Source organism: Pseudomonas sp. ZS1P83 (assembly GCF_054897825.1).
The window spans coordinates 654,300-667,079 of record NZ_CM142706.1; the positions used below are offsets into that span (position 1 = coordinate 654,300).

At 59.2% G+C, this 12,780-nt stretch carries 12 protein-coding genes; 8 read left to right on the forward strand and 4 right to left on the reverse strand.

Features of this window, described 5'->3' with window-relative positions; all coding sequences use genetic code 11:
• Nucleotides 1-99: 99 nt before the first annotated feature.
• Both ACYZT0_RS03160 and ACYZT0_RS03165 read left to right on the forward strand, forming a co-directional pair.
• A complete protein-coding gene (locus ACYZT0_RS03160; RefSeq protein WP_462046497.1) occupies nucleotides 100-1,158 on the forward strand; it encodes an IS110 family RNA-guided transposase in 1,059 nt (352 codons plus the stop codon).
• 471 nt (nucleotides 1,159-1,629) lie between these two features.
• Nucleotides 1,630-2,844 (forward strand): class I SAM-dependent methyltransferase, encoded by a 1,215-nt coding sequence (locus ACYZT0_RS03165; protein WP_462044591.1) that lies wholly within the window; start codon nucleotides 1,630-1,632, stop codon nucleotides 2,842-2,844.
• Nucleotides 2,845-2,918: 74 nt separating this feature from the next.
• On the opposite strand, the gene ACYZT0_RS03170 is transcribed toward ACYZT0_RS03165, so the two are convergent.
• Complete coding sequence (locus ACYZT0_RS03170) at nucleotides 2,919-3,809, reverse strand: DMT family transporter (protein ID WP_462044592.1); 891 nt, start codon at nucleotides 3,807-3,809, stop codon at nucleotides 2,919-2,921.
• Nucleotides 3,810-4,090: 281 nt separating this feature from the next.
• On the opposite strand from ACYZT0_RS03170, the gene ACYZT0_RS03175 reads away from it, so the two are divergent.
• The 4 genes from ACYZT0_RS03175 (at nucleotide 4,091) to ACYZT0_RS03190 (ending at nucleotide 6,692) form a co-directional block, all read left to right on the forward strand.
• Nucleotides 4,091-4,672: a DJ-1/PfpI family protein gene (locus ACYZT0_RS03175; RefSeq protein ID WP_258620479.1), complete on the forward strand. Its 582-nt coding sequence runs from the start codon at nucleotides 4,091-4,093 to the stop codon at nucleotides 4,670-4,672.
• Between the two features lie 14 nt (nucleotides 4,673-4,686).
• Entirely contained in the window at nucleotides 4,687-4,992 is a 306-nt protein-coding gene (locus ACYZT0_RS03180) for a ribbon-helix-helix domain-containing protein (protein ID WP_008025707.1), read from the forward strand.
• Nucleotides 4,993-5,049: 57 nt separating this feature from the next.
• Nucleotides 5,050-5,394: a YegP family protein gene (locus ACYZT0_RS03185; RefSeq protein WP_462044593.1), complete on the forward strand. Its 345-nt coding sequence runs from the start codon at nucleotides 5,050-5,052 to the stop codon at nucleotides 5,392-5,394.
• A 128-nt stretch (nucleotides 5,395-5,522) separates the two neighbouring features.
• Nucleotides 5,523-6,692, forward strand: coding sequence for an IS4 family transposase (locus ACYZT0_RS03190; RefSeq protein ID WP_462041955.1), 1,170 nt, complete (start codon nucleotides 5,523-5,525; stop codon nucleotides 6,690-6,692).
• 117 nt (nucleotides 6,693-6,809) lie between these two features.
• Here ACYZT0_RS03190 and ACYZT0_RS03195 read toward each other — a convergent pair whose 3' ends face one another.
• On the reverse strand, nucleotides 6,810-7,829 hold the full coding sequence (locus ACYZT0_RS03195; protein WP_462044594.1) for a DUF4917 family protein: 1,020 nt from the start codon (nucleotides 7,827-7,829) through the stop codon (nucleotides 6,810-6,812).
• A 156-nt stretch (nucleotides 7,830-7,985) separates the two neighbouring features.
• On the opposite strand from ACYZT0_RS03195, the gene yiaY reads away from it, so the two are divergent.
• Nucleotides 7,986-9,134, forward strand: a complete 1,149-nt coding sequence (gene yiaY / locus ACYZT0_RS03200) for an L-threonine dehydrogenase (protein ID WP_462044595.1) — start codon at nucleotides 7,986-7,988, stop codon at nucleotides 9,132-9,134.
• On the opposite strand, the gene ACYZT0_RS03205 is transcribed toward yiaY, so the two are convergent.
• On the reverse strand, nucleotides 9,131-10,297 hold the full coding sequence (locus ACYZT0_RS03205) for a multidrug effflux MFS transporter (RefSeq protein WP_462044596.1): 1,167 nt from the start codon (nucleotides 10,295-10,297) through the stop codon (nucleotides 9,131-9,133). The two genes, yiaY and ACYZT0_RS03205, sit on opposite strands and share 4 nt — an antisense overlap.
• 21 nt (nucleotides 10,298-10,318) lie before the next feature.
• Nucleotides 10,319-11,554 (reverse strand): aminotransferase class I/II-fold pyridoxal phosphate-dependent enzyme, encoded by a 1,236-nt coding sequence (locus tag ACYZT0_RS03210; protein WP_462044597.1) that lies wholly within the window; start codon nucleotides 11,552-11,554, stop codon nucleotides 10,319-10,321.
• Between the two features lie 225 nt (nucleotides 11,555-11,779).
• Here ACYZT0_RS03210 and ACYZT0_RS03215 point away from each other — a divergent pair, with 225 nt between their 5' ends.
• Complete coding sequence (locus tag ACYZT0_RS03215) at nucleotides 11,780-12,688, forward strand: LysR family transcriptional regulator (protein ID WP_462044598.1); 909 nt, start codon at nucleotides 11,780-11,782, stop codon at nucleotides 12,686-12,688.
• Nucleotides 12,689-12,780 lie beyond the last annotated feature (92 nt).

Below are 12,780 nucleotides of genomic sequence, written 5' to 3' on the forward strand. Positions count from 1 at the left end.
CGTCAATGCGCCACGATGGCAGTCTAATTAGCCAACGACAGCGAGGGCGAGTCCATGAAAAAGCATACTTCGATTGATCAATCCCTGTCTTCTTCCGATTTGTCGGCCTGCACAACCGTGGCGGTCGATCTGGCCAAGCAGGTCTTTCAGGTCGCCGGTGAAGACGTCCTCGGCCAGGTGCACTACGAGCAACGGATCAAGTCGCGCGAGGCGTTTTATGAGTTTCTCCGCCAGTTGCCGCCTCATGTCGTGGTTCTGATGGAGACCGGTCCGGGTGCTCAAGCTTGGGCCCGGCAGTTGCAAGACCAAGGCAATCTGGCACGGATTCTTCCAGCCGGTTTGGTGGCCACACATCGCAGCGGGCCTAAAAATGATCGCAACGATGCGCTGGCGATTCTGCGGGCTGGTCGCGATGAAAAGATCCACGCAGTGCCGGTGAAAAGCGTTGCGGCGCTGGCAATGCAGGCGTTGCATCGCGCCCGCCAAGGTTATGTGCGTCGACGCACGGCGGTGAGTAATCAGATGCGCGGTCTGCTGCTCGAGCACGGCGTGGCCTTGGCGCAGGGCGATGTTGCGATCAGCCAGAAAATTCCGCGGGTACTGGAAGATGCCACCCAGCCGGTGCCGGGCCTGCTGCGAGAACTGATCGACGAACTGTTGGCCGAGTGGCGCCATTTGGGCGAACGCATCAGCGTGCTGACGGGGCGCCTGGAGGTGGCCGCCCGCGCCGACATGACGGCGAAGCGACTGATGACTGTGCGCGGCATCGGCCCAGTCACTGCCACGGCACTGGTGGCCAAGGAAACCAAGCCTGAGCGATTTCCCAATGCCCGCAAGTTTGCCGCGTACTTTGGCATGGTGCCTGACCAGCACAGCAGCGGGCAGACGGTCCGGCTGGGGGACATGACCAAGCGAGGCGATGTTTATTTACGCAGCCTGATGATCCAGGGAGCCCATGCGGTACTGCAACAACTACGACCTGATTCCCAGCAACCCGATGACCGCCGCTTGTTGCGCTGGATGAGCCGACTGGGCCGTAAGGAGGCTGCGGTCAGGCTAGCCAACCGCAACCTGCGAATCGTCTGGGTGCTTCTACAGAATGACCAGACTTATCGTCGCCAGGCTGGTGATGGCCAGCAAGCGACGATGAGCCACTGAGCGACAGAGTTCTGCCACCGAGGTACTAACTGTCCGGCCCTTTGCTGAAAAAAAATTGACCCCAGGTAAGACCGGCGTGGATTGATGCCTTAGCTGCTACTGGCCTTCGAGGCCTGACTGTAATCGGCATACCACGAGCTCTTCCAATTTTGGCCAGAAGCCGAAGACGGCTTCCTCGAATAGGCCTAATACATAGATGCAACGGGGCGGCGGTTTTTCAAAAGCGGGTAGACAGTGGGGGCGAGTCCATACATAGCAGCTGGCGCAGCCTGCGTCCGGCTGCGAAGCAGTCGTAAAACCGGATGGCATGGTTTACCTGAAACACCGCAGCGTTTGAATTCACGACTGCTTCGCAGCCGAACGCAGGCTGCGCCAGCTGCTACAGATCGCACCGTTCGGGAAATTACCCGTGCCCTCAATCCCCATCCCCCCTAAAATACCCGCCATTCTCCGCCCGAGGCCGTTTTTCCCATGTCTGTCACCGCCACTCCCGCCAGCCTCGCGCCGGATCACCACGCCCAGTTTATCGACCTGCTGCAATCCAGCCTCGACGACATCGCCTTCATCAAACTGGTGCTGGCCAAGTACGTCGGCACTGAGGCGGACCTGCAGCGGCTGATCATCAAACAGCTGACGGTCAAGGATCAGCCTTGCCTGTCCTTCGTCTACCGTTACAAGACCCGCGATATCACCAAGAATCTGCCGATTGCCGAGGGCGTAGCGACTATCGCTGCGCTGCTGCCGGCGTCGTTCAAAAATGCGCATTTACTGTCGCTGACTGATGAAGCCCAGCTCGAATACAGCAAAAAGGGCAAGTCTTCGCTGTTCAAGAGCAAACCTCAGCAATTGCGCGAGGTGCCGTCTGCCGAGCACAATCGCGAGAAAAACCGCTTCCTCGACCTGAGCCGACCGTTCCTTGCCGACCTCGGCGTGACCAACAAGCAGCATGAGCTGATCCCGGCGATGTCGCGCAAGTGGAAGCAGATCAACAAATTCATCGAAGTCTTCAGCCACGCGCTGACCACGTCACCGCTGGCGCTGGACAAGCCGGTGCAGGTGGCGGACTTCGGTTCGGGCAAGGGGTACCTGACGTTTGCGATCCACGACTATCTGCGCAACACCTTGAAGGCCGAAGGCGTGGTGACGGGTGTCGAGCTGCGCGAAGAAATGGTCAACCTGTGTAATGCCGCAGCCGCAAAGCTCGAGCACCCGGGGCTGGTGTTCAAGTGCGGTGATGTGCGCAGCGTGGCACCGAGCGAGCTGGACGTGATGATCGCGCTGCATGCCTGCGACATCGCCACCGACTATGCGATTCACACCGGCATTCGTTCCGGCGCCTCGATCATCATGTGCTCGCCGTGCTGCCACAAGCAGATCCGCCTGCAAATCCAGAGCCCGGCGCTGCTTAAGCCGATGCTGCAATACGGTCTGCATTTGGGGCAGCAGGCGGAAATGGTCACCGACAGTTTGCGTGCGTTGTTCCTTGAGGCCTGCGGTTACGAGACAAAGGTCTTTGAGTTCATTTCACTGGACCACACCAACAAGAACAAGATGATCCTGGCGGTCAAACGTGCCGAGCGGGTGGACCCGACTCAGCTGTTGGTGAAGATTCGGGAACTGAAGGATTTCTACCACATCAGCGAACATTGCCTCGAAACCCTGCTCCGAGCCGACGGCTACCTCTGATCCTGTAGGAGCCAGGCTTGCTGGCGAAAGCGTCCTCACGATCGCCTTCGCCGGCAAGCCTGGCTCCTACAAGATTACGCCGTGGCGACCCGCGCGGGTTTGACCGATGTCTTGCGTCCCAACATCACGGTCACGATCACCCCGGCAGCAAACAGCCAGGTGATCGGCTCGATGTGTTCACCGAAGAACAGCGCCGAAAAGGCGATGGTGAAGAAAATCTGCAACAGCTGGATCTGACTAACCCGGGCAATGCCGCCCATCGCCAACCCGGCGTACCAGGCAAAGAAGCCGATGAACTGCGAAAACAGCGAGACGTAACCGAAGGCCCACCAGGTCTTGGCCGAAATCTCGCCCTGATGTTGCAACGCCAGGTACACCACCGGCCCGATCAGCAACGGCGTCGACAGCACCAGCGCCCAGCAGATCACCTGCCAGCCGCCCATCTCCTTGGCCAATCGGCCGCCCTCGGCATAACCCAGGCCACCCACGGCAATTGCCCCGAGCATCAGCAAATCCCCGGCCTGAATGCTGCCGGCACCGCTGATCAGCGCATAACCGAGCACCAGCGCACTGCCCAGTGCGGCGCAGGCCCAGAATGCTTTCGACGGTCGTTCATGGGACAACCACGCGGCATACAGCGCAACGCACAGCGGTTGCAGGCCGTTGACCAGTGCGCCGTGAGACGCCGGCAAGGTTTGCATGGCCCAGGCCGAGAGTACCGGGAAGCCGAGGATCACCCCGGCAATCACCAGGGTCAGGCCTTTGATTTGTTTCCAAGTCGGCCATTTTTCCCGGCGCCACAGCAACAACAATGCCGCTGGAACCGCCGCGAACAGCGCACGGCCCAGGCCGTTGAGCAGCGGATGGAGTTCCTGCACGACGATCCGTGTGAAGGGCAGGGTGAGACTGAAGATCACAACGCCGAGCAGGCCGAGGGCCATGCCGGTGTTTTCGCGCGAGGACATGATGGCAACCAGAATCGAAGGTGGCGGGAAGAGTCTTCATCTAGCCATAAACTCGGCGTCTGCTGCTGTTACAGCTAGGCGCAGAGTTATCCGTACAGTTTGAGGACGCCATCGCGGGCAAGCCTCGCTCCAGGTATTGCGGTGCCCTTGTAGGAGCGAGGCTTGCCCGCGAAGAACGATAACGCGGTCTTCAGGTAGTAGCTGGTTATTACCCGACCCTGCGGATAAGGACTACCTTGAATACTCCCGCATGACCCCATATTTCCCAGAGGAGTCCTCCCATGGCAGCTAAAAAAATTCTGATGCTGGTCGGCGATTACGTCGAAGACTACGAAGTGATGGTGCCGTTTCAGGCGCTGCTGATGGTCGGCCATACGGTGCATGCCGTTTGCCCGGACAAAACCGCCGGTCAGACCGTTCGCACGGCAATCCACGACTTTGAAGGCGACCAGACCTACAGCGAAAAGCCCGGCCACCTGTTTGCCCTGAACTTCGATTTTGCCAAGGTCGATGCCGCGGACTACGACGCGCTGCTGGTACCGGGTGGTCGTGCGCCGGAGTACCTGCGCCTGAACGAAAAAGTCCTGGAACTGGTGCGAGCGTTCGACAAGGCCGGCAAACCGATTGCCGCCGTGTGTCACGGTGCACAATTGCTGGCGGCAGCGGGGATTCTTGAAGGTCGCGAGTGCAGCGCTTACCCGGCCTGTGCTCCGGAAGTGCGCCTGGCCGGTGGTACGTTCATCGATATCCCGGTGACGGAAGGTCACGTTCAAGGCAATCTGGCCACTGCTCCGGCCTGGCCGGCGCACCCGAGCTGGCTCGCCGGCTTCCTCGGGTTGCTGGGCACCAAAATCACGCTGTAACGAGGGACCTGTCCATGTGCGAGCTCTACGTCAAAGCCGATCCGATTCTCTACGAATCGCGCTCCCGCTCGCTGCGCATCTGCGGGGTGGTCACCACCCTGCGGCTGGAGAATCAGTTCTGGGACATCCTCAGCGAAATTGCCGAGGTCGACGGCATGACCACCAACCAGTTGATCGCCAAGCTGTATGAAGAGGTGATGGACTACCGCGGCGAGGTGGTGAATTTCGCCTCGTTTTTGCGGGTCAGCTGTACGCGGTACCTGAGTCAGCGGCGGGTGCAGGCGCCGGAATTATCGGTGGTTCGGGCGGTGGTGAAGTAGGGCAGGTTGGTCTTTACTCTGAAGCGCGAAACCTCTCAATTGCCAAGGAGAAAGAGCATGTCTGGATGGTATGAAGTGAGCAAAAGCAGCAATGGTCAGTTCAAGTTTTTACTGAAGGCCGCCAATGCGGAAACCATTCTGACCAGCGAGCTGTACACCACCCGCGCTGCCGCCGAAAAAGGCATCGTGTCGGTTCAGAGCAACAGCCTGCTGGATGAACGCTACGAGAAGAAAACCACCAAGGATGGCCACCCTTACTTCAATCTCAAGGCTGGTAACCACGAGATCATCGGCAGCAGCGAGGCTTATGCCTCCGCTGCCGCGATGGATAAAGGCATCGCCAGCGTGAAGGCCAATGGGCCGACCTTGGTGATCAAGGACAAGACCTTGCCGGTGCTCTGAATCCACCGCTGATCGTTCCCACGCTCCCGCGTCACTAGTGTCCGGTAAAAAACGAGGGGGGAGCTTGCTCCCCCTTGCTGTTGGCGGCTGTGAGGCATAATCGGTTTTTTCAGACTCGATTTTGACTTATGTTTTCCAGCACCCGTTTAAGCCAACTACTCAGTGCGATCCCGCGCCAGTTTTTCCAGCAATCCATCGAAACACACCAAGCTGATCGCTACGTCAAACGCTGCACGACCTGGCAATTGCTGGTGACACTGATCAGCGGCCATTTGACCCGAGCCTCAAGCCTGCGATCCTTGGCGACTATCTCCGAAAATTTCGGCCCGCATAGCTACCATCTTAATGCCGGCCCTATTGCCCGCTCGACAATGTCCGATGCCTTGAACAAGCGTGACTACCGGCCATTACAGGACCTTTGTGGGTACCTGATGAGCGCCGTCAGCCGCCAGCAGCGCAAGGAGGTCGGGGCCATGGTTAGCCTGATTGACTCCACGTCGATCACCTTGCGCGGACCTCACTTCGATGGCTGGACAGCCGCGACGAAAACCCGCATCACCCAAGGCCTCAAAGTGCATGTCGGGCTGGATCTGGCGCAGCTGGCCCCGGTGTACGTGAACATTACGCCTGCCAACGTCAACGACCTGAGCGATGCACTGGAAATGCCGATCCAGACCGGCATGACGTATGTTTTCGACAAGGGCTACTGCGATTACAACTGGTGGCACGAGTTGCAGACCAAAGGTGCTTTTTTCGTCACCCGCCTGAAGAAAAACGCCAATATCAAAGTGCTGCATGAGCACTCGACCGTGACTGAGCAAAGCTCGGTCATGACCGATGAAGTCGTCCAGTTTGGCAAAAAGCATTTGGCCGGCAAACGCCTGAACGACTATTGGGAAAAGTCGGTAAGACGCGTCGTGGTTGAGCGCGAGGGGCATGCGACGCCGTTAGTTCTGGTGACCAACGACTTCACGAGGACAGCTGAAGAAATCGCGTCCTTGTACAAAGATCGTTGGCAGATCGAGCTATTTTTCAAGTGGATCAAACAACATCTGAAGCTCAAACGCTTTTATGCCTACTCCGAAAATGCGGTGCGTTTGCAGATTTACAGTGCCTTGATCAGCTATCTGTTACTGCAAATACTCCATCGTCGCTCAGGATTTACCGGCTCGTTGTTCGAACTGACGGTTCGCATAGTTCATGTCCTGTTTGAACGGCCCGGAACCCCAGTATTGAGGGATCGACGAAGGCAGGAGCGAGAAAAGTTGAAGGCTGCCCAAGGCAGCCTTCAACTATGAAGCATGTTTACCGGACACTAGTGACGCTCCCGCGTGGGAATGCCTCTAGGGACGCTCCGCGTCCAGTGACGCGGAGCGTCACGGGCTGCATTCCTTTGCGGCGCGTGGGGACGATCTTCAGGCTTCGACCGGCACCGTCAGCTTCGGGCTACCCAGCGCATGGGTCTTCGAATCAAAAAACCGCAGTTCCACACCCGTGCCCTCAAACACCTTCGCGTAATGGCGCTTCTGGTGCTGAATAAACGCCTTGCTGCGGGGATAAATCGAGATCGCCAGCACCCGCGGTTTCGCCCGGCGCAAGGCGTGGAGGATGTGGCTGTCCTGCTCACCCAGGGCGTGGCCGAAGAGGCACAAGCCGTCGCCGTGATCGAGTAGCTGGTCGTAGCAGAACGACAGATAGTCCGAGCTGCGAATGGTTTTGAGCTTGTCCTGCGCCGGACCTTCATTGACGAAGAGCGGCACGTCGTCGAGGGTCTTGATCGTGTTGTTGATCGCGAAACTGCCGAGCAACGTGCCCTCGGTCGACATCAGTTTGCGCGCCGTGCCGTCCTGATTGCGCACCAGATGCAGGCCGCCGTGCAGGTACAGCAGGCGGGTTTTATCGGTCGCCGTGGCACTTAGATCGAAGCTGGGCTCCGCACCCTGGAACAGGTCGGTGATTGCATCAGGCTGGTACTGGATCGCCCAGTAATTGAGCAGGTCATAGTTGGTGGTGAACACCGTCCGGTAGCGGCTCAGTTCCTGATTGATCGCCGCCAGCGTCGAAGGCACTACCAGCCGCCACGGGATGTGTACCGTGTGCACGGTGTTGATCAGCGCTTCCTTGATCGCGTAGTAACGATTGCGCGGTGCGGCGGAACTCACGGCCAGGGCCTTGTTGACCCGGCTGGTGGTTTTCAGCGCGCTGAGTACCTGCTCGAAACTGCGCGTCTGCAGGGCGTCGAACACGCTCAGCTCGGACTGGCTCATAGGCTTTTCTTCGACGGTGCGGGCGTTTTCGAACAGCGAGTCGTAGCCGAAGTCGTCCCACACGGCGCGGCTGGCGCCGTTGCCCACCAGCAGGCCGCTGAACGAGGCGGTGGCGCGCAAGGCGTTCCAGTCTTCAAGTTGGGCATCAACATCCTGGAAATCGGTCATTGCGGTCAAAGTCTCAAAGCAAAAGGTCTGATGGGCGGCGACTTTATCACGGCCAAGACTTGAGCCAGATCAAGTTACTGCGTGACCGATAGGTCGATCCTGTGGGTACCCGCTGGATCGGCGCTGCCGATTCGGCCTCAGCCAGGAGACTCGCTCATGAGCAGCACGTTTTTCATCCCCGCCGTGAACATCATGGGCATTGGTTGCCTGGACGAAGCCATGGACGCCATTCGCAAGTACGGTTTTCGCAAGGCGCTGATCGTCACCGACGCCGGGTTGGCCAAGGCGGGTGTCGCGAAATTGATTGCCGATAAACTGGCGTTGCAGGACATCGATTCGGTGATTTTCGACGGCGCCAAACCTAACCCGAGCATCGCCAACGTCGAAAGCGGTCTGGGTCTGCTCAAGGAAACCCGCTGTGATTTCGTGGTGTCCCTGGGCGGCGGTTCGCCCCATGACTGCGCCAAAGGCATCGCGTTATGTGCGACCAATGGTGGGCAGATACGCGATTATGAAGGCGTCGATCAATCCACCCAGCCGCAACTTCCACTGATCGCCATCAACACCACCGCCGGCACCGCCAGCGAGATGACCCGTTTCTGCATCATCACCGACGAATCCCGTCACGTAAAAATGGCCATCGTCGATCGCAACGTCACGCCACTGCTGTCGGTCAACGACCCGGCACTGATGGTCGCCATGCCCAAGGGCCTGACGGCTGCCACTGGCATGGACGCACTGACCCACGCCATCGAGGCCTACGTTTCCACGGCGGCCAATCCGATCACCGATGCCTGCGCTCTGAAGGCGATCACGTTGATCAGCAACAACCTGCGCCTGGCCGTCCGTGACGGTAGTGACATGGCCGCGCGGGAAAACATGGCTTACGCGCAGTTCCTCGCCGGCATGGCTTTCAATAACGCATCCCTGGGTTATGTCCACGCCATGGCTCACCAGTTGGGCGGGTTCTACGACTTGCCTCATGGTGTGTGCAACGCGGTACTGCTGCCCCACGTACAAAGTTTTAACGCGCTGGTTTGCGCCGATCGCCTCACTGATGTCGCCCTTGCAATGGGCGTCGATGTTCACGGCTTCACCCCGGAAGCGGGCGCCCAGGCGGCCATCGTGGCGATCCGCAGCCTGTCCAGAGACGTGGACATTCCCGCCGGTTTGCGTGAGCTCGGCGCCAAGCTCAACGACATCCCGATCCTCGCCACCAATGCCTTGAAAGATGCGTGCGGCGTGACCAATCCTCGAGCGGCGGATCAGCGCCAGATCGAGGAGATTTTCCGCAGCGCGTTTTAAGAGGGTTTGCGACCGGGCGCGAGCATCACGCAGAGCATCGCGCCCAACGCCAGCAAGGTACACAACAGCGACAACGGCCAGGCCTGCGGGCTTGCGATCAAACTGGCGATCCCGCCGATAACGGCGGCCATCAATTGATGAATGAAACCGCTCAACGCCATCGCATACGCCCCCCCGACCGGCGAACCTTCATTGGCCAGGGACAGGCTGATCGGGTAGGTCAACGATTGGCCGAACACCGCAAAGCAATAGGGCAACCAGAACAGCAGGGCCACTGAACTGCCCGCCACACTCCCCAACAACATCACTGCGCTGCCGGCCAGCACCAGCCCCACGCCCGCCGTCATCAACCCGCGTTGACCGGTGCGAAGTACAAAGCCATTGACCCCCAATGCCCCCAGAAAATACGCCGCGCTGATCGGCCAGCCTAACAACCCGTATTCCACGGCCGACCAGTTGAACGGTCCTTGTAGAATCAGCGGCGCTGCGGTGTTGAACGCGACAATCACTCCGTACCCGAGGCCGCCGGTGAGGGCCGGTAACAGAAAGGTTCGATGACGCAAGATGCGCCAGTAGCTCGGCCAGGCGGATGACGGGGCATTCCCCTCGGCCAGCACCGGGAACGTAACCCGAGCCACGACCAGCGCCATCATCAGGCTCACACCACCCAACAGGTAGAATATCGCTGGCCAGCCCAGCGCCACCTGGATGATCGACCCCAGGTATTGGCCGATACCCAGCGCCACCACGAAGGAAATCGAAATCCAGGACAACGCCTTGGCCAGTAGGTCGCCGCGGAAACTGTCGCGGATCAGCACCCGCGCCATGACCGAAATGCCGCTGGCGCCAATGCCCTGAACCAGTCGAAACGCCAGGAACGATTCAAGCGTCTGGCTCAGGGGCAACGCCAGATTGCCCAAACCGTAGATGCCGAGTGCGGCGAGCAGCACCGGTTTGCGGCCGATGCGCTGGCCCAGGCTGCCCCAGAACAACATCGGCAGCGCCATGCCAATCAGATACACCGCCAGCCCCCAGGAAACCTGCGAGGCGTCGGCGGACAGATCCCGGGCAATGTCCGGCAGCGCCGGCAGGTAAATGCTCATGCCTAATTGAGCGAGAAAAACCGTGCTGCAGGTGACGAGGAGGGTGGTGCTGCTCTTCATTGAATCTTCCCTGGTTTCAGTTCAAAAGCCGATTTCCCGGCCTCGAGTGCGTAAAAGCTCGGTGATAAGTTCACAAAAGTGTCGGATCAGCGTCGGCTCCATGTCGGCGCGCAGGGTAATTCTGATGGCTGCCTTGCCTTGTGCGACCACCGGGAAGAAGACTGCCGAGGTGAAGAAGCCGTGATTGGCCAGTTCCATGGCGATGCTGTTCGCCTGTGCTGCTTCGCCGCAGTTGACCAGCCGAATGGCCATGTTGCTGTTGTGTTGATCGGTTCGTATGAGGCTGTCGAACAGCTGGATATTAGCCTGAAGTTTTTCCTGCAACGCGGCAAATTCCGGTGTGCGATGAAGCTGGATGGACGCTCTGCCCGCGCCAATGGCTGCACTGTTCAGGCTTTGCGACCAATTGCTGGGGCCGCCGTAACGCGCAATGAGCCTCTTCTGCCGTTCATTGCCCAGCATCACCAGACCGCCGCTGGCGCCGAACGACTTGGCCAGCGAGGCGACGATCAGGCAGTCATCCTCCAGGGCATGCAACCTTGGGCGCACGAGGCCTGCGCCACATGTTCCGACGGCGGACAGCGCGTGGGAATCGTCCAGATAGAGAAACAACCCGTAGCGGTCCTTCAGATACAAAAGACTGTCCATGTCCGCGACCCCACCCATGCTGTACGCACCGTCGGCAACATACGCGACTGTGCGGTGTTGCTGACACTGCCTCTCAAGAAAATCCATGTCGTTATGAGGGCAGGTCACGACCGTGGTTTCATCCGCGCAGGCGGCTTTCAGGTGGTTCATCGAGTAGTGCGCCAACCGGTCGAAGACCATCACTGGAGGGCGGTTTTGCGTGAACACGCCGCTGGCCAGCAATGGCAGAATCGCGGCACTCGCCGCACTGCACGACAGGGTGCTCAGGCAAATGGCGCCGAACAACTCGCAGAGTTCGGTTTCGTACTGTTCCAGAATCGCCAGCTTGCAGCGGTTCTTTGAATTGGCGACGCGAAGGGTGCCGGTTTCCCACAGTGTGTTCATGGCGCCGTCGAGAATATCGGGATGGTGATCCAGGCCCAGGTAAGACGTCGTACAGAAATGATGAAAAGCGCGCCCATACTGATCGAGCATCCGGTTGGCACTTTTGATTTCGACGTTAAGCCCCGAAATTTTCCCGGCTTCAGCGCTTTCCCAATCGTGATCGGCCAACGCGATGACTTTGCGGTAGTTGGTGTAGAGGTTTGCCGCGTGTGTTGTCTGGTCCATGTGAAGATGACTTCCTTGAGTAAAACGATCCATGAGTGTGTTGCAGTCCGTGTGTGTTTCCAGACTTTACAGAACGCGGTGGGGGCTTTGAATCGGCTGTTTCCGGTACGGCTGAGTGTTACAAGAGATTTATGTGTAGGGCGATGCCTCGTGATGTTGTGGGCTAATTGCTTGGAAACCGGGCTATCCTGCCGATTCAGCCGAACCCAAGCATCGAGCCCTCCCATGCTGCAGAAACGCCTGATCCGCCGCCTCGACCTGATGACTCTCCAACTGTTTGTCGCCGTTCATGAGGAGGGCACATTGACCCGTGCCGCCGCGCGTGAAGCCATCGCCGTGTCGGCGGCCAGCAAGCGGTTGATGGAGTTGGAGGAAGCGCTGGGCATCACCCTGTTCGTGCGCCAGGCGAAGGGCATGACCCTGACGGCGGCCGGTGAAACCTTGTTGCACCATGCTCGGCAGATGCTGTTCAACGTCGAGAAAATGGGCCTCGAACTGGGCGAACACAGCCACGGTGTGCGCGGCTATGTGCGGATGCTCGCCAACCTGTCGGCGATCATTCAGTTTCTGCCCGAGGACCTGCGAGAGTTTTCCAAGCGTCACCCTCAGGTCAAAACCGACCTCGAAGAACGCCCCAGCAGCGGAGTGATTCAGGGTGTGCTGGATGGCGTGGCCGACCTGGGGATCTGCTCCAGTGACAGTGACGTCAAAGGTCTGCACAGCGTGCTTTATCGCCAGGACAAACTGGTGGTGTTGATGCTGCCCGATCATCCGTTGGCGAGCGGTTCCAGCCTGGCTTTCGCCGAAACGCTGGGCAGCGACTACGTCGGTCTGCATTCCGCCAGTTCGATCAACATGCGCACGCATGCAGCCGCTCGCCAGGCCGGCAAAGTGCTGCGGTTACGGATTCATGTGCCGGGTTTCGACGCCATGTGCCGGATGGTCCAGGCCAACATGGGCATCGGCATCCTGCCGCAAAAGGCCTATGAATTATTTGGCCGGGCGTTGGGTTTGCATGCGGTGCCGCTCACGGATGACTGGTCGGATCGTGCGTTGGTTCTGGTGGTGCGCGATGAAGCGGCGTTGTCGCCGGTGAGTCGGATGTTGTTCGAGCAGTTGTGCGGCCAGGTCTGAGAGATGTGTTGGCAGGGCCGGCCTCTTCGCGGGCAAGCCTCGCTCCTACAGTTGATCTGCGGCGTACACAAAACCCCTGAGCGAGGCTTGCC